This is a genomic window from Paracoccus angustae (assembly GCF_042648745.1).
GTDB lineage: Bacteria > Pseudomonadota > Alphaproteobacteria > Rhodobacterales > Rhodobacteraceae > Paracoccus > Paracoccus angustae.
Genome location: NZ_JBHRXY010000002.1, coordinates 237703 through 254484, shown reverse-complemented (window position 1 = coordinate 254484; position 16782 = coordinate 237703). Strand labels below are relative to the sequence as shown.

Sequence of the window (16782 nt, the reverse complement as noted above, 5' to 3'; positions counted from 1 at the left end):
GCGGCTGGTCCGTCCCATCCCCGTTGCGCCGCCGACCCCCGCGCGCTATCCCTGCGCACCAGCATCATTCCGAGGAGGCCCCCACATGCGCGCGTTCGTTTTTCCCGGCCAGGGGGCGCAAAGCATCGGCATGGGGCGCGAGTTGGCCGAGGTCTATCCATCCGCCCGCGAGGTCTTCGAGCGGGTGGACGAGGCGCTTGGGGAAAAGCTCTCGGACCTGATCTGGGACGGGGATATCGACACGCTGACGCTGACGCGGAACGCGCAGCCGGCGTTGATGGCGGCCTCGATGGCGGCGTTCCGGGCGCTGGAGGCCGAGGGGATCACCATCCGGGACGCGAATTTCGTGGCGGGGCATTCGCTGGGGGAGTACTCGGCGCTGTGCGCGGCGGGGTCGCTGACGCTGGAGGATGCGGCGCGGCTCTTGCGGCTGCGCGGCCAGGCCATGCAGGAGGCCGTGCCGGTCGGCCAGGGCGCGATGGCGGCGATCCTGGGGCTGGACTTCGCCACCGTGGACCGGATCGCGCGCGAGGTCGCGGGCGAGGAGGTCGTGCAGGCCGCCAACGACAACGATCCGGGGCAGGTGGTGATCTCGGGTCACAAGGGCGCGGTGGAGCGCGCGGCCGCGGCGATGAAGGAGGCGGGCGCCAAGCGGGCGCTGATGCTGCCGGTCTCGGCGCCCTTCCATTCGGTGCTTATGCAGCCTGCCGCCGCCGTGATGGCCGAGGCGCTGGCGGGCGTGGACATCCAGCCCCCCGCCGTGCCGCTGGTGGCCAATGTCCGCGCCGAGGCGGTCACGGAACCCGGCGCGATCCGGCGGCTGCTGGTCGAACAGGTGACGGGCACCGTGCGCTGGCGCGAATCCGTCGCCAACATGGCGCAAGCGGGCGTTGCCGAGTTCTGGGAGATCGGCGCCGGCAAGGCGCTGTCGGGGATGATCAAGCGGATCGCCAGGGACGCGGCCGTGCGGAATGTCGGCGTTCCGGCGGATGTCGCGGCGCTGAAGGGCTGAGGATGCCTTTCGGGTATTTGGACAAAGAAGAAGGAACGGGCATGTTCGATCTGACAGGCAGGACGGCATTGGTCACGGGCGCATCGGGCGGCATCGGCGGCGCCATTGCCGAGGCGCTGCACGGCGCGGGCGCCACCGTCGCCTTGTCCGGCACGCGCGAGGGGCCGTTGCAGGAGCTGGCGGCGCGATTGGGCGAGCGGGCGCATGTGGTGCCCGCCAACCTGTCGCAGCCCGAAGCGGCGGCCGGGCTGATCAAGGACGCGTCCGCAGCCATGGGCTCGGTCGATGTTCTGGTCAACAACGCGGGCATCACGCGCGACAACCTGTTCATGCGCATGTCGGACGAGGAATGGGCGCAGGTCATGGACGTGAACCTGACCAGCGTCTTCCGCCTGTCGCGCGCCGCATTGCGCGGCATGATGAAGGCCCGCTGGGGGCGGATCGTCAACATCACCTCGGTTGTGGGGTCCACGGGCAATCCGGGGCAGGGCAACTATGCCGCCGCCAAGGCGGGGCTGGTCGGCATGTCGAAATCGCTGGCCCATGAGGTCGCCTCGCGCGGGATCACAGTCAACTGCGTCGCGCCCGGCTTTATCGCCACGGCCATGACCGACAAGCTGAGCGACGACCAGAAGGGCAAGATCCTGGACCAGATCCCCGTGGGCCGCATGGGCGCGCCCGCCGAGATCGCGGCGGCGGCGCTGTATCTGGCCAGTCCCGAAGCCGCTTATGTCACCGGCGCCACGCTGCACGTGAACGGCGGCATGGCGATGGTCTGACGCGGGCGCCGGCACGCGAAAGCGGTTGCAACAGGGCAAGCGGGTGCTATATCCCGGCCTTGAGCAGCAGGGAAACCGCCCTGTGCCGAAGCGGATCGCGTATCCGCGGATCAATTGGGCGGATGCCCGCGAGAATGAGGATAGGACATGAGCGATATCGCTGATCGCGTGAAGAAGATCGTGGTCGAGCATCTGGGCGTCGAGGAGGACAAGGTGGTCGAATCCGCGTCCTTTATCGACGATCTGGGGGCCGACAGCCTCGACACCGTCGAGCTGGTCATGGCGTTCGAGGAGGAATTCGGGATCGAGATCCCCGACGACGCCGCCGAAACCATCCAGACCGTCGGCGACGCGGTGACCTTCATCAAGGGCGCGGTCTGATCCGCTTCCCGCCGATCGCCGGCACCATTCGGGCGGCGTCCTTGCACCGGCAGGGGCGCCGTTTTCCATTGGCGCATGGCGGCCTTGCCGGAACCGCGGGCGGCGGCGCGCCGTTGGACCGCGCAACACGGAATGGAAGGAGCCGACCATGGCTGTCGAACTGAAGGGCCTGACCGACAATGCCCGCAAGACCGCGATCTCGGAACTGAACGGGCGGCTGGCCGATTCGATCGCGTTGGCGCTGGCGGTCAAGCAGGCGCATTGGAACGTGAAGGGCCGCAACTTCATCGCGGTCCATGAGCTGCTGGACATGCTTCATGCCAACCTGCAAGGCCATGTCGACACCATGGCCGAGCGCGTGCAGCAACTGGACGGCATCGCAATCGGCACGGCGCAGAAGGTCGCGGCGGACAGCGGCCTGCCCGAATACCCGACCGACCTGACCAAGGCCGAGGATCACATCCGGGCGCTGTCGGAACGCTATCGCGATCATGGCGAAAAGCTGCGCGCGGCCATCGACGCCACGGACGAGGCGGGGGATGCCGACACTGCCGACATCCTGACCGCCGCCTCGCGCACGGTGGACAAGGATCTGTGGTTCCTGGAAAGCCATCTGGAGTGATGGCCGCCACAAACCTCAGCGGCCCAGCCTGGCGTGAACCCTGTCCAGATCGACCTCGCCCAGGGGCATCCTGTTGTCGGGATCGTCGAAGTCATAGCGGAACAGCTGGAAATCGTCCTTGTAGATTTCCCAGACCAGATGCCGCGACAGGTCGTCGAAATAGGCGCTGACCTCGTGGGCCCGCCTGGGCCCGTGGCCTTCGGATTCGTTGAAGCGCGGCACGGCGTCCAGATCGACGGGAACCGGCGTCCGGGCCGATCCAAGCACCTGCGCCATGCCGGCGCCGAAGTCCTCCGTGAAGAAGATCCGGTCGTAGCGGCCGCCGTTCGCGATAAAGGTGGCGATATGGCCCGACATGGACGACCAGTGGATGTCAGGCTCCATCGGGCGGCGCCAGCGGATGGTGTCGCGGGCAAACAGCAGGAAGCGGCGGAAGCTGGCCACCTGGTCGAAGTCGAAACCGTTGTCCGGGCTGCCCACGTCGATGCCGTATTGCTGCGCCAGCTGCGGCACCAGATTGCCGCGATAGCGTCTGCCGTTGCGCTGGATGCCGGCGATCTTGTCGAAAAAGGACGACAGGATCCGCGCGTAAGGATTGCGCACGCAGGTGAAGGTGACGGCCTCGCCCCGGGCCACCGCATTCTCGATCAAGGGCTTGCTGCCGTCCTGCGACCACTTGTGCAGCCCGGCGGTGGAATCGTGAATGTCGCCGTCGAAGAAGCGGCCGTGATCGGAATAGAACATGATCTGCCCGATCGTCGAGCAGGCGCATTTCGGCACCACCCGATAGATCAGGCTTTCGCTTTCGGTCATCCAGACACCGGGAAAGCCCATTGGCGGTCGTTCTCCAAGATTGCAGTCCGGCTTGCCGGCACACGTCAAAGGCGTTTACACACGGTTAGCAGGGCAGGCGCAAGATTTGAACGCCGTCCGATACCACAGGATTTGACCGGGAATTCGCGTCCCCATGGCCCGCATCGTCTTTATCCTGCTGACCCACAAGGATCCCCGGGGCGTGGTGGACCAGGCGCGGCGTCTGACGGCCACGGGCGATCATGTCGTCATTCACTATGACCGCGGCGCCCCGCCCGAGGATTGCCGCCTGATCCGGCAGGCGCTGGCCGATGAGCCGGGCGTGGCCTTCGCGCCCCGGCGGTTCCGGTGCGGTTGGGGCGAATGGTCGCTGGTCGCCGCCACCTTGTCTGCCCTGCGCGAGGCCGAGCGCCGCTTTCCCCGGGCCACGCATTTCTACATGCTGTCGGGCGACTGCATGCCGATCAAGTCGGCGGAACACGCGCGCGCCTTTCTGGACCGGGACGACTGCGACTATATAGAATCCTTCGACTTCTTCGACAGCGACTGGATCAAGACCGGCATCAAGGAGGAACGGCTGATCTATCGCCACTGGTTCAACGAACGCAAGAACAAGCGCCTGTTCTATGCCAGCATGAAGACGCAGCAAAGGCTGGGTCTGGACCGCAGGCTGCCCAGGGGTCTTCAGATCATGATCGGGTCGCAATGGTGGTGCCTGCGCCGCCAAACGGTCGAGGCCGTTCTGGCGCTGATCGACGACCGCCCTGATCTGGTGCGCTTTTTCCGCACGACCTGGATCCCGGACGAGACCTTTTTCCAGACCCTTGTCGCCCATGTCGTGCCCAAGGACCAGATCCGCCGCCGCTCGCCCACCTGCCTGATGTTCACCGACTACGGGATGCCGGTCACCTTCTACAACGACCATTACGACCTGCTGATCCGCCAGGACTACCTGTTCGCGCGCAAGATCAGCTCGGACGCGCAGGAGCTGCGCGCCAGGCTGGGCGCGTTGTGGCTGGCCGAAGGCGTGGGCTTCGCCATCTCGAACGAGGCGCCGCGCTTGTTCCGCTTCCTGACGGGGCGCGGCCGTGTCGGGCGCCGCTTTGCCCCGCGTTTCTGGGAAGACCAGGGCATGTCCCGCGACCACGCGATCGGCCTGATCGTCGCCAAGAAATGGCATGTCGCCAAGCGGCTGACCGCGGCCATCCGGGCGCTGACCGGCATTCCGGCGGTGGACTACATCTTCAACGAACGCGACGCGGGGCTGCCCGACCTGGGCGGCATCGCCTCGACCGTGGCCAAGCGGGAACGGCACCGCCGGGCGCTGGTGCGGCTGCTTCTGGACGATTTCGGCGCCCGTCAGTTGGTTCTGTGCCTCGACCCCTCGGCCCTGGCGCTGATCGCGGATTTCGCGGGCGACCGGACCCGGACGCGGATCCTGTTCATCGACAGCGACTTCGACGAGGCTTATCTGCGCGGCCACGTGCGCCGCGTGGGCCTGGTTGGCGAAGGGACGCCCGACGCGGTGATCGCGCAACTTCTGCCCATCGTGGAAAGCGACCTGTCTCACGAAGCCGAACGGCTGCGCGACATGGACTTCGCGCAGTTCGACACAATCGGCCCCGGACGCTCCGTCGCCGCCAATGCCGAGGCGATCGCGCGCTTTCTGGATGTTTCCCCCGCCATCGCGCATGATCTGGCGCAGACCTCGCATCTGTTCACCGATTGACCACAGGAACGCCCCATGGCCCTTGCCTATGACGACAGCAACATCTTCGCCCGGATCCTGCGCCGAGAGATCCCCTGCGACACCGTGGCCGAGAACGACCACGCCCTGGCCTTCCGCGACATCAACCCCAAGGCGCCGGTCCATGTGCTGGTGATTCCCAAGGGCAGATATGTCAGCTTCGACGATTTCGCCGCCAATGCCGCGGACGCGGAAATCGCGGCCTTTACGCGTCTTTGCGCCGAGGTGGTCCGGGCAGAAGGCGTGGGGCTGGAGAACGGCCAGGGCTTCCGCGCCATCACCAATGCCGGCGCCCACGGCGTGCAGGAGGTTCCGCATTACCACCTGCACATCATGGGCGGGCGGGAAATGGGGCCGATGGTGTCCTTGCGCGGCTAGCCACCTCGGAGGTCCGGTCCTCGGGCAAGGCCCATCGCCTGCGCCGCCGGTCGGCGCCCGTCCCCACCCGGCGGACGCCGGCCCGCCGCGGTCGCGGAATGGCGGCCTTTTCCGGTGGCAGCGTCGCAGGCGGGCGGGCAAACGCGTGCATTTTGTTTTTTCCGCCCGTGCCGGGCATCCATCCGGCCGACGCCTCAGCCCCGCGTCATTTCAACGAACACGTCCTCCAGATCCGGCTGCTCGGTCGCGACATCCAGGATGGGAATGTTTGCGCCGCGCAGCGCGTCCAGCAACTGGTCGGCCCGAATGCGCGAGGGCGGATAGCTGATCGCCAGCCGCCCGTCGCCCCGCCAGTCGGGATGCGCGCCCGGGGGCAGCGCCGGCAGGGCGACGCGCCCGCCCGTGTCCAGAACCAGCGTCTTGCCGTCGGCGCGCGACAAAAGGCTGCGGGTGTCCTGCCGCACCACCAGTTCGCCGTGGTTGATGATGGCGATCTCGTCGCACATCTGTTCGGCTTCCTCCAGGTAATGGGTGGTCAGGATGATCGTCATCCCCTGCCGGTTCAGCGCCCGGACATTCTGCCACAGCATCTCGCGCAGGGTGATGTCCACACCCGCCGTGGGCTCGTCCAGCACCAGGATCTGCGGGCGGTGGACCAGCGCCTTGGCCAGCAGCAGCCGCCGCCGCATGCCCCCCGACAGGTTGCGGGCATAGGCGTTGGCCTGGTCGCGCAGTCCCACCAGGTCCAGAAGCTCGTCGGTCCAGCGTTCGGACCGGGGCACGCCGTACAACCCCGCCTGCACCTCCAGGCTGGCGCGGGGGGTGAAGAACGGATCCATGTTCAACTCCTGCGGCATCACCCCGATGGCGGCGCGCGACTGGCGCGGGTTCACGTCCTGGTCGAAGCCCCAGATGGTGACGCGGCCCGCGGTCTTGTTGACCAGCCCCGCCAGGATGTTGATCAGCGTCGACTTGCCCGCCCCGTTCGGCCCCAGCAGGCCGAAGATGCTGCCTGCCGGAATGGCAAGGTCGATCCCCTTCAGCGCCTCCTTGGCCGGCGCGTTTCCCTGGGCGGCATAGGTCTTGCGCAACCCTGTGATGTCGATGGCGTTTGGCATGGGTCTGGTCTCCCCTGGCGGGTTGCGACAGCTTGCGAAGGCAGGCGGCGCTGCGGTATGGGGCGTTAGACCAGATGCCGCCCGCCGCCACAAGAAGGCCAGCCATGACGAAGTACATCATTCCCGAGAACTCGCTCTCGACCGAACAGACCAGCCTGGCCGAACTCAAGCTGCCCGCGCCCGCGACGCAGATCGTCACCACCTGGAAGGTCGCCTGCGACGGCGACGACGCGGGCGGGCTTGGCCATCCGCGCGTCTGGCTGGCGATCTCGCCCGAAACGGGCTTTGTCGATTGCGGCTACTGCGACAAGCGCTTCGTGATCGACCGCGACCACGCCCACGACGAGCACTGAGGCATCCGGCCGCTTCTTCTTTGTCCAAGTACCCCGGGGGGTCCGGGGGGCGAAGCGCCCCCGGTTCCGACCGTGCCCCTTTGCGCCCCCCGCGGCTTTCTGCCAAAACGGTTCCCGAAGACTCGGCACAAGGACCGCTTTCATGGACAGCTTCGGCGCGAAATTCGGTAAGGGCCACCACCTGCACCTGATCGACGGATCGGCCTTCATCTTCCGGGCCTATCACGCCTTGCCGCCGCTGACGCGCAAATCCGACGGGCTGCCGGTCGGCGCGGTCGCGGGCTTTTGCAACATGCTGTGGAAATACGTTTCCGACGAACGGGGCCACGACGCGCCCACCCATGCGGCGGTGATCTTCGATTATTCGTCCAAGACCTTCCGCAATGAGATCTACAACGCCTACAAGGCCAACCGCCCCGAGCCGCCCGAGGATCTGCGCCCGCAATTCCCGCTGACCCGCGACGCCACCCGCGCCTTCAACATCGCCTGCATCGAAACCGAGGGCTACGAGGCCGACGACATCATCGCCGCGCTGTCCTGCAAGGCGCGCGATGCGGGCGGCACCGTCACGATCATCAGCAGCGACAAGGATCTGATGCAGCTTGTGGGCGACGGCGTGCAGATGCTGGATCCGATCAAGGGCAAGCCCATCGACCGGGACGAGGTTTTCGCCAAGTTCGGCGTCTACCCCGACCGGGTGGTGGACGTGCAGGCGCTTGCGGGCGATCCGACCGACAACGTGCCGGGCGCGCCGGGCATCGGCATCAAGACCGCCGCGCAACTGATCACCGAATTCGGCGACCTGGAAAGCCTGCTGGCGCGCGCCGACGAGATCAAGCAGCCCAAGCGTCGCCAGACCCTGATCGACCATGCCGAACAGATCCGCATCTCCAAGCGCCTGGTCGAACTGGACTGCAACACGCCGCTGGATTTCACGCTGGAAAGCCTGGAGGTGCGCCCCCCCGACGCGCCCACCCTGCTGACCTTCCTGTCGGAAATGGAGTTCCGCACCCTCACCGCCCGCGTCGCCGAACGCCTGGGGGCCGAGGCGCCCGCCGTCGTTTCCGCCCCCCCGCGCGAAGCGCCCGCCGCCCCGGACCTGCCCCCCATCGACCGCGGCCTGTATGAAACCGTGACAGACCGCGCCGGGCTGGACCGTTGGATGCAGATGATCCGCGACACCGGCCAGGTCGCCATCGACACCGAAACCACCGGCCTTGACGAGATGCAGGCGGACCTTGTGGGCATCTGCCTGGCCGTTGCGCCGGGCAAGGCCTGCTATGTCCCCGTGGGCCACATGGCGGGCGGGGACGACCTGTTCGGCCAGTCCGCGCCGGTTGCGGGCCAACTGCCGCTGGCCGAGGTTCTGGCCGCGCTAAAACCGCTCCTGGAGGATCCGGCGATCCTGAAGATCGGCCAGAACCTCAAATACGACTGGAAGATCCTCGCCCGGAACGGCATCCGCATGACGCCCCTGGCCGACACGATGCTGATGTCCTATGCGCTGAACGCGGGCACCCACAACCACGGCATGGACGAGCTGGCCGAACGTTACCTGGGCCACAAGTGCATCCCCATCAAGGATCTGATCGGCACGGGCAAGGCGCAGATCAACTTCGGGCAGGTGCCCATCGACAAGGCCGCCCCTTATGCCGCCGAAGACGCCGATGTCACGCTGCGTCTTTACCAGCATTTCGCGCCCCTGCTGCCGGTCGAACGCGTCACGACCAGCTACGAGCTGACCGAACGCCCGATGGTGCCGGTTCTGGCCGACATGGAGATGGCGGGCATCCGCATCGACGGCGACGTGCTGAAACGCATGTCGGGCGCCTTCGCCCAGAAGATGGCGGCGCTGGAGGACGAGATCTTCGCCCTGGTAGGCCAGAAATTCACCATCGGCAGCCCCAAGCAGCTTGGGGAAATCCTGTTCGACAAGATGGGCATGACCGGCGGCAAGACCGGCAAGACCGGCGCCTTTTCCACCAGCGCCGACGTGCTGGAGGATCTGGCGGCCGAAGGCCACGACCTGCCGTCGCGCATCCTTGACTGGCGTCAGATCTCCAAGCTGAAATCGACCTATACCGACGCCCTGCCGACCTTCGTGAACCCGGACACGGGCCGCGTCCATACCAGCTATTCCATCGCGGGCGCGCAGACCGGGCGGCTGGCCTCGACCGACCCGAACCTCCAGAACATCCCCGTGCGGACCGAGGAAGGCCGCCGCATCCGCGAGGCCTTCATCGCGGCCGAAGGGCACCGGCTCGTCAGCCTCGACTACAGTCAGATCGAGTTGCGGATCCTGGCCCATGTGGCCGACATCCCGGCGCTGAAGCAGGCGTTCCGCGAAGGCATCGACATCCACGCCATGACCGCCAGCCAGATGTTCGGCGTGCCCGTCGAAGGCATGGATCCGATGATCCGCCGCCGCGCCAAGGCGATCAACTTCGGGGTGATCTATGGCATCTCCTCGTTCGGGCTGTCGCGCAACCTGCGCATCCCGCGGGCCGAGGCGCAGGACTTCATCGACACCTATTTCCAGCGTTTTCCTGAAATCCGCGCCTATATGGACCGCACGCTGGCCGATGCGAAGGCCGACGGTTCGGTGCGCACCCTGTTCGGGCGGCGCATCAACACGCCCGGGATCAACCAGTCCGGCCCGGCGGCGGGGGGCGCGCGCCGCGCGGCGATCAACGCGCCGATCCAGGGGGCGGCCGCCGACATCATCCGCCGCGCCATGATCCGCATGCCCGCGGCCGTGGCGCACCTGCCCGCGCGGATGCTGTTGCAGGTCCATGACGAACTGGTCTTCGAGGTGCGCGAGGACGCCGTGGACGATCTCATCGCCGCCGCCCGCGCCGTGATGGAGGGCGCCGCCGATCCCGCCGTGAAACTGTCCGTTCCGCTGGTCGTCGATGCCGGGCACGGGCTGAACTGGGCCGAGGCGCATTGATGGGACACGCACACAACCATTCGCATGGGCATGGACACGGGCATGGGCACGGGCATGGGCAACAGGGCGGCGACGCGGCCATCGGCTGGGCGGTCGTTGTCAACCTTGCCCTGACCGCCGCGCAGATCGCAGGCGGCTATGCCGCCGATTCCACCGCGCTGATCGCGGACGGCATCCACAACCTGTCCGACGCGCTGGCCCTGGTGCTGGCCTTCGGCGCGCGCAGGCTGGCGCGGCGGGCGGCCACGCCCGACTGGTCCTATGGCTGGGGCCGGGTCGAGATCGTCGCGGCCTTTGTCAACTATCTGGCGCTGATCGCCATATCGCTCTGGCTGGCCGTCGAGGCGCTTGGCCGCCTGGCCGATCCCCCGCAGGTGGCGGGTGGTCTGGTGGTGGGGCTAGCCGCCTTCGCGCTGGCGGTCGATCTGGCCACAGCCGCGCTGGTCTGGCGGGCATCGAAGAACAGCGCCAACATCCGCGCGGCGTTCCTGCACAACGTGGCCGATGCGGCAGTGTCGGTCGCCGTGATCGGGGGCGGCCTGCTGATCTGGGCCTTTGGCTGGCATCTGGCCGACCCGATCCTGACGCTGGCGATTTCCGCCGTGATCCTGTGGCATATCGGCATGGAAATCGGGCCGGTGTTCCGCACCCTGATGCTGGCCGCCCCCCCGGGCAGCGATCCCGGCGCGGTCCTGTCGGCCTTGCGCGCGTTGCCGGGCGTCAGCGGCGCCCATCACCTGCACCTGTGGCAGATCGACGAGAAACGCGTGGCGGCATCCGTGCATTTGGTTGTCGAAAGCGACGCCCCCTTCGCCGTCACCCGCGCGGCCAAGGACATGCTGGCCCGCCGCTTCGACATCCCGCACTCCACCATCGAAATCGAGCCGCCCGAAAGCTGCGCTGATCGCAAGAACCGCGATCACGCCTAGGCTGGGTGCGAGCGCGCAGCCCGCATCGTCAAACCGCCGAGGAATGGCTGGTCGGGGCGGCCATGTAGCTGTCCAGCATGTTCGCCACCATGCGCGCCAGCGGGCGGCCCTCGGGCGCGATGCGCAGGCCGCAGGGACCGACCTCGACCATGTTGCCGAATTGCCCGATCACCGGGTCGAAGACCTCTTGCAAGCGGGCGGGCGTCAGGCCGTAGCCGCGCGCCATCTCCTCCGCGTCGATCCTGAAATTGCACATCAGCGATTCGATCATCCGGCCGCGCCAGCGATCCTCGGGGGTGAAGGCATGGCCCCGCGTGACGGGCAGCCGCCCGTCGCGAACCGCCGCCGTATAGGCCCCGGTCGCGGGCGCGTTCTGCGCATAACCTTGCGGAAAGCGGGAAATGGACGACGCGCCAAGACCCAGCAGAACCTCGGCTCCGTCGTCGGTATAGCCCTGGAAGTTGCGCCGCAGCCGGCCCGCTTTCGCGGCCACCGCCAGCCCGTCGCCGGGCCGGGCGAAATGGTCGATGCCGATCTCGGCATAGCCGTCGGCCACGAACAGGTCGCGCGCGGTGTTGAACAGGGCCAGCCGGTCCTCGTTGCCGGGCAGGGCGTCCTCGGGGATCATCACCTGGCGCTTGGACATCCAGGGCACATGGGCATAGCCGTAGAGCGCCACCCGGTCCGGCGACAAGGCCAGCAGCTTCTGCACGGTTTCGGAGATGCGGCTCCGGTCCTGATGCGGCAGCCCGTAAAGGATGTCGGCGTTCAGGCTGGCGATGCCGTGGCCGCGGATCAGGTCGGCCGCTTGGCCGGTCAGCGCGAACGGCTGCCGGCGGCCAATGGCGTCCTGGATCTTCGGATCGAAGTCCTGCACCCCGATCGAGGCGCGGTTCATCCCCGCCGCCGCAAGCGCCGCCATGCGCGGGGCGTCGATTTCCGAAGGGTCGATCTCGACCGAGAATTCCGCCCCTTCGGCCATCGGCACCGCGTCGAAGATCGCCTCGGCCACGCGCCGCATCTGGTCGGGCGGCAGCAGCGTCGGCGTGCCCCCGCCCCAGTGCAGCCGCGACAGGCGCACCCCGCGCGGCAGGTGGCGGCGCAGCAGCGCCAGCTCGGCCAGAACCGTGTCCACATAGGCGATCACCGGATCCAGCGTCTTGGTGCCCTGCGTGCGGCAGGCGCAGAACCAGCACAACCTGCGGCAAAACGGCACATGCAGATAAAGCGAGATCGCCGCGCCATCAGGGATGGAATCGAGCCAGCCCGCGGCCATACTGGCGTTCACGCCGTTCTTGAATTGCGTGGCGGGGGGATAGCTCGTGTAGCGCGGGACGCGCGCGTCGAACAGGCCCAGCCGCTTCAGTTGCGAAACATTGCTCATGGCGGTAGGTTCTAGACGGAAACGCGCGAGATTGCCTTGACCCAGATCAACCAGAAATCCACCGGCCAGGACGGCGGGGAACGCTGTGGCGACTGCCCGATCCGCTATCGCGCCGTTTGCGCGCATTGCGAGACCGACGAGCTTGCCCTGCTGGAGGACATGAAGTTCTACCGGGCCTTCGAGCCGGGCCAGCCCATCGTCTGGGAAGGCGACCGGATGGACTTCGTGGGATCGGTGGTCAGCGGCGTGGCCTCGCTGACGCAGACGCTGGAGGACGGGCGCACGCAGATGGTGGGCCTGCTGCTGCCCAGCGATTTCCTGGGCCGGCCAAGCCGCGAGATCGCCGCCTATCACGCGACGGCCGCGACAAAGGTCGTGATGTGCTGTTTCCGCCGCAAGCCGTTCGAACAGATGATGCGCGCCACGCCCCATGTCGCGCACCGGCTGCTGGAAATGACGCTGGACGAACTGGACGCGGCCCGCGAATGGATGCTGCTGCTGGGCCGCAAGACGGCGCGGGAAAAGATCGCCTCGTTCATCGCGATCATCGCCCGGCGCGAGGCGGCGCTGCAAAAGCGCGAGCCGGGCGGACGGATGCGGATCGAGCTGCCCCTGACGCGCGAGGCGATGGCCGATTACCTGGGCCTGACCCTGGAAACCGTCAGCCGCCAGATCAGCGCGCTGAAGCGCGAGGGCGTGATCGAGCTTCAGGGCAAGCGCACCATTGTCCTGCCGGACTTCGCCCAGCTGGTCGGGGAATCGGGCGACGATTCGGATGGCGGGTATCTGAGCTGACCCCGGCTGGCGAAGCCCACCGCCTTCGCCACGCGATGCCGGCATCACAAGTGCCGCCAGGCCTCCGAGGCCCGGTCGGCGCCCGCCCCGCCCCCGTCGGGCGCCGGCCTGCCGGGGTTGCGGGATGGCACCCGATCACGGCGGCGGGGGAAGCGCATGTTTCCCAGACCCGCCCGGTCGGCCCTGCCTCCATTCTGCCGGAATTTCCGGCATGGCCGCCACCAGCGACCGCGTATGATCATGCCGGGGCGCGCCGATGACCTGCTCGGGCGGCCCTTCCTCGACGATGCGGCCCGCCTGCATGACCAGGACGCGGTCGGCGATGCCGCGCACCACCGACAGATCGTGGCTGATGAACAGATAGGACAGCCCGTGATCGGCCTGCAACCGGGCCAGCAGATCCAGCACCTGCGCCCGGACCCGGACATCCAGCGCGCTGACGGCCTCGTCCAGCACGATCAGCGCGGGACGGATGATCAGCGCCCGCGCCAAGGCAAGCCGCTGGCGCTGGCCGCCCGAAAACTCGTGGATGAACCTGCGGGCGTCGCCCGGCCCAAGCCCGACCTCGGCCAGCGCCGCGCCGACGCGGTCGCGCCAGTCCGCGGGACGGGCGGTCAGGTGGAACGGCTCGGCCAGCAGGCGATCGACCCGCCAGCGGGGATCAAAGCTGCCGAAGGGATCCTGGAACACCGCCCCCATCCGCGCCCGCAGGCCGGGCGGCATCCGCGAACCGGCGGCGACATCCAGCCCGTCCAGCCGGATCCGCCCCCCCTGCAAGGGATCAAGCCCCAGGACCGCCCGGGCCAGCGTCGATTTCCCGCAGCCCGATTCGCCCACCAGCCCGACGCTTTCGCCGCGCCCGACCGTCAGGCTGACGCCGTCCAGCGCGCGCAGGCTGCCGCCGGTCAGGCGGTATTCGCGCAGGGCGTCCCGGACCTCCAGCAGCGGTGCGGCGGCCGGGCGCGGGCTGCGCGCGGGCTTGTGCCGCGAGGCCGCGAACAGCTGCCGCGTATAAGGATGTCGGCGCTGGCGGAACACCGCGCCCGTGGGCCCGCTTTCAACGATGCGACCGGATTTCATGACCGCGACCCGGTCGGCCATGCCCGCCACCACGGCCAGGTCATGCGTGATCAACAGCAGAGCCATGCCTTCCTGGCGCGCCAGAGACCTCAGCAGGGCCAGGATGCGCGCCTGCGTGGTCACGTCCAGGGCCGTGGTCGGCTCGTCCGCGATCAGCAGGCCGGGGCGCAGCGCAATCGCCATGGCAATGGCGACCCGCTGGCGCTGCCCGCCCGACAGTTCGTGCGGATACAGCGCCAGGGGAAAGCGGGGCGCGGAAAGGCCCACGCGGTCCAGCCGTTCGCGGGCCTGGGCCAGCGCGGCGGCGCGGCCCAGGCCTTTGTGGAGGCGCAGCACCTCGGCCACCTGGTCGCCGATGCGCATCAGCGGGTTCAGCGCCGTCATGGGCTCCTGGAAGATCATGCCGATGCGTCGGCCCCGGATGCGGCACATGGCGCGTTCGGGCAGGTCCAGCAGGGACCGCCCGTCCAGCGTCACCCGGCCCGAGGCCTGCGCCCGGCGGGGCAGCAGTCCCATGACCGCCAGCGCGGTCATCGACTTGCCGCTGCCGGATTCGCCGACCAGACCCGTGATGGTGCCCGGCGCCAGATCCAGCGACACCCCGTCCAGGACCGGATGCCCGCCGATGGCGACGGACAGGCCGTCAAGCCGGATCACCGCATCACCCGCAGCCGCGGGTCCAGCGCGTCGCGCAAGCCGTCGCCCAGCAGGTTCAGGCCCAGCACCGTCAGCAGGATGCACAGGCCGGGAATAACCGCCGCATGGGGGGCCAGCGTGACCATGGTCTGCGCCTCGGCCAGCATCCGGCCCCAGCTGGGGGTGGGGGGCTGCGCGCCAAGGCCGACATAGGACAGCCCGGCCTCGGCCAGGATGGCCAGGCTGAACTGGATGGTGGCCTGCACGATCACAAGGCCGGCGATGTTGGGCAGGACGTGTTGCAGGCTGATCAGCGCCGCGCCCTTGCCCGCCAGCCGGGCCGCGCGGATGTAGTCCAGCACCCAGATCGGCAGCGCCGCCCCGCGCGTGACGCGGGCAAAGACCGGGATGTTGAAGATGCCGATGGCGACGATCGCGTTCAGCGCCGACGGCCCTCGGACCGCGGCGATCAGGATCGCGATGACCAGGGACGGAAAGGCGAAGACCAGGTCGTTGCCGCGCATCACCAGATCGTCCGTCCAGCCGCCGCGCCGCGCCGCCGCCAGCAGGCCCAGCGGCACGCCCAGGCCCAGGCCCATGGCGACCGCGGCCAGCGCCACCGCCATCGAGCTTTGCGCGCCCAGCATCGCCATGGACAGGATGTCGCGCCCGAAATGATCCGTTCCCAGCCAATGCGCGGCCGAGGGCGGTTGCAGCTTGTCGGCAATGGCCACCTGGCCGACATCGTAAGGGGTCCAGACCGCCGACAGCAGGGCCGCCGCCAGCGCCAGCCCGGCCAGCGCGGCGCCAAGAACGGGGCCAAGAACGGGGCCAAGAACGGGACCGGTCCTCATGCCCGGCGCAGCCTCGGATCCACGGCGGCATAGGCCAGATCGACCAGAAAGGTCACGGCGATCACGGCGGCGACCAGCACCAGCACGGCCGATTGCACCACGATCAGGTCGCGCTGCGTGATCGCCTGGAAGATCATCCGGCCCAGACCCGGCAGGTAGAAGACGTTCTCGATGATGATCGCGCCCGCCAGCAGGAAGCTGAACTGCATCCCCAGGATCGTCAGCACCGGGATCAGCGCATTGCGCAGGGCATGGCGGCGCAGCGCCTGGCCGCTGGTCAGTCCCTTGGCGCGGGCGGTGCGGATATAATCCTGGCCCATGGTTTCAACCAGGGCCGACCGCAGCACGCGGGCCAGGATCGCGCCCTGCGGCAAGGCGAGTGCCAGGCTGGGCAGGACCAGGGACCGCAGCGCGGCCAGGGGATCGGACCAGCCGGGAAAGCCGCCCGCGGGCAGCCAGCGCAGCTTGACGGCGAAAACCAGCACCAGCAGCATCGCCAGCCAGAAGTTGGGCAGCGCGACGCCCAGCTGCGTGGCCCCCATCACCAGCCTGCCGCCCGCCCGGCCCCGCCGCCCCGCCGCGTAAAGCCCGGCCGGCAGCGCCATGGCACCCGCCAGGGCCAGCGCCATCAGCGCCAGCGGCAGCGAGACCTGCAACCGTTCAAGGATCATGCCCGCAACCGGCGTCCTGTAGGTGAGGCTGGTGCCGAAATCGCCCCGCAGGATCGCCCCCGCCCAGGCCGCGTAGCGCAGGGCCAGGGGCCGGTCCAGGCCCATCTGCTGACGCAAGGCCGCCAGGGTTTCAGGCTGCGCGCCGGTTCCCAGCATGAAGCTGGCCGGGTCGCCCGGCACAAGCTCGGTCACGGAAAAGATCAGGGCCGAGGCCGCAAGCAGGCTCAGCCCCATCACGATCATCCGGCGAGACAGGTATCGCAGCATGGCCGCATTGCTA

16 protein-coding genes are annotated in these 16782 nt (G+C 68.3%); 10 read left to right on the top strand and 6 right to left on the bottom strand.

The genetic code is table 11. The features are described 5' to 3' along the window. Window positions 1-85: 85 nt before the first annotated feature. From fabD to dps, 4 genes are all read left to right on the top strand, one after another. Window positions 86-1012, top strand: coding sequence for an ACP S-malonyltransferase (gene fabD, locus ACFOM8_RS04315; protein ID WP_377759629.1), 927 nt, complete (start codon window positions 86-88; stop codon window positions 1010-1012). Window positions 1013-1053: 41 nt separating this feature from the next. Continuing rightward, window positions 1054-1791 carry a 3-oxoacyl-ACP reductase FabG gene (gene fabG, locus ACFOM8_RS04310; RefSeq protein WP_377759627.1) on the top strand — a complete coding sequence of 246 codons (738 nt, stop codon included), beginning with the start codon at window positions 1054-1056 and terminating at the stop codon, window positions 1789-1791. 147 nt (window positions 1792-1938) lie between these two features. Next, entirely contained in the window at window positions 1939-2172 is a 234-nt protein-coding gene (locus ACFOM8_RS04305; protein WP_089387089.1) for an acyl carrier protein, read from the top strand. Window positions 2173-2320: 148 nt separating this feature from the next. Beyond that, complete coding sequence (gene dps, locus ACFOM8_RS04300; RefSeq protein WP_377759625.1) at window positions 2321-2794, top strand: DNA starvation/stationary phase protection protein Dps; 474 nt, start codon at window positions 2321-2323, stop codon at window positions 2792-2794. 15 nt (window positions 2795-2809) lie between these two features. Here dps and ACFOM8_RS04295 read toward each other — a convergent pair whose 3' ends face one another. Further along, the gene (locus ACFOM8_RS04295) at window positions 2810-3628 is read right to left on the bottom strand and encodes a sulfotransferase family protein (protein ID WP_377759623.1); all 819 of its coding nucleotides are present in this window, start codon (window positions 3626-3628) and stop codon (window positions 2810-2812) included. Window positions 3629-3761: 133 nt separating this feature from the next. Here ACFOM8_RS04295 and ACFOM8_RS04290 point away from each other — a divergent pair, with 133 nt between their 5' ends. Then, window positions 3762-5336 (top strand): DUF5928 domain-containing protein, encoded by a 1575-nt coding sequence (locus tag ACFOM8_RS04290; protein ID WP_377759621.1) that lies wholly within the window; start codon window positions 3762-3764, stop codon window positions 5334-5336. Window positions 5337-5351: 15 nt separating this feature from the next. Further along, on the top strand, window positions 5352-5732 hold the full coding sequence (locus ACFOM8_RS04285) for an HIT domain-containing protein (RefSeq protein ID WP_377759619.1): 381 nt from the start codon (window positions 5352-5354) through the stop codon (window positions 5730-5732). A gap of 194 nt (window positions 5733-5926) precedes the next feature. Here ACFOM8_RS04285 and ACFOM8_RS04280 read toward each other — a convergent pair whose 3' ends face one another. Then, window positions 5927-6850, bottom strand: a complete 924-nt coding sequence (locus ACFOM8_RS04280) for an ABC transporter ATP-binding protein (protein WP_377759617.1) — start codon at window positions 6848-6850, stop codon at window positions 5927-5929. A gap of 104 nt (window positions 6851-6954) precedes the next feature. Here ACFOM8_RS04280 and ACFOM8_RS04275 point away from each other — a divergent pair, with 104 nt between their 5' ends. The 3 genes from ACFOM8_RS04275 (at window position 6955) to ACFOM8_RS04265 (ending at window position 11082) form a co-directional block, all read left to right on the top strand. Next, window positions 6955-7203 (top strand): zinc-finger domain-containing protein, encoded by a 249-nt coding sequence (locus tag ACFOM8_RS04275; RefSeq protein WP_377759615.1) that lies wholly within the window; start codon window positions 6955-6957, stop codon window positions 7201-7203. Between the two features lie 142 nt (window positions 7204-7345). Next, the gene (polA, locus tag ACFOM8_RS04270; RefSeq protein WP_377759613.1) at window positions 7346-10153 is read left to right on the top strand and encodes a DNA polymerase I; all 2808 of its coding nucleotides are present in this window, start codon (window positions 7346-7348) and stop codon (window positions 10151-10153) included. Then, a complete protein-coding gene (locus ACFOM8_RS04265; RefSeq protein WP_377759611.1) occupies window positions 10153-11082 on the top strand; it encodes a cation diffusion facilitator family transporter in 930 nt (309 codons plus the stop codon). Before polA ends, ACFOM8_RS04265 begins: the two co-directional genes overlap by 1 nt. Window positions 11083-11110: 28 nt before the next feature. Here the strand turns inward: ACFOM8_RS04265 and hemN are convergent, their stop codons facing one another. Beyond that, window positions 11111-12466, bottom strand: a complete 1356-nt coding sequence (gene hemN / locus ACFOM8_RS04260; RefSeq protein ID WP_377759609.1) for an oxygen-independent coproporphyrinogen III oxidase — start codon at window positions 12464-12466, stop codon at window positions 11111-11113. A gap of 45 nt (window positions 12467-12511) precedes the next feature. Here hemN and fnrL point away from each other — a divergent pair, with 45 nt between their 5' ends. Beyond that, window positions 12512-13261, top strand: a complete 750-nt coding sequence (fnrL, locus tag ACFOM8_RS04255; protein WP_377760068.1) for a transcriptional regulator FnrL — start codon at window positions 12512-12514, stop codon at window positions 13259-13261. A 135-nt stretch (window positions 13262-13396) separates the two neighbouring features. Here fnrL and ACFOM8_RS04250 read toward each other — a convergent pair whose 3' ends face one another. From ACFOM8_RS04250 to ACFOM8_RS04240, 3 genes are read right to left on the bottom strand one after another with little or no spacing between them, the layout of a single operon-like run. Then, the gene (locus ACFOM8_RS04250; RefSeq protein ID WP_377759607.1) at window positions 13397-14998 is read right to left on the bottom strand and encodes an ABC transporter ATP-binding protein; all 1602 of its coding nucleotides are present in this window, start codon (window positions 14996-14998) and stop codon (window positions 13397-13399) included. After that, window positions 14995-15831 (bottom strand): ABC transporter permease, encoded by an 837-nt coding sequence (locus ACFOM8_RS04245; protein ID WP_377759605.1) that lies wholly within the window; start codon window positions 15829-15831, stop codon window positions 14995-14997. The genes ACFOM8_RS04250 and ACFOM8_RS04245 overlap by 4 nt, the downstream gene beginning before the upstream one ends. After that, window positions 15828-16769: an ABC transporter permease gene (locus ACFOM8_RS04240; RefSeq protein ID WP_377759603.1), complete on the bottom strand. Its 942-nt coding sequence runs from the start codon at window positions 16767-16769 to the stop codon at window positions 15828-15830. The genes ACFOM8_RS04245 and ACFOM8_RS04240 overlap by 4 nt, the downstream gene beginning before the upstream one ends. Between the last annotated feature and the right edge of the window lie 13 nt (window positions 16770-16782).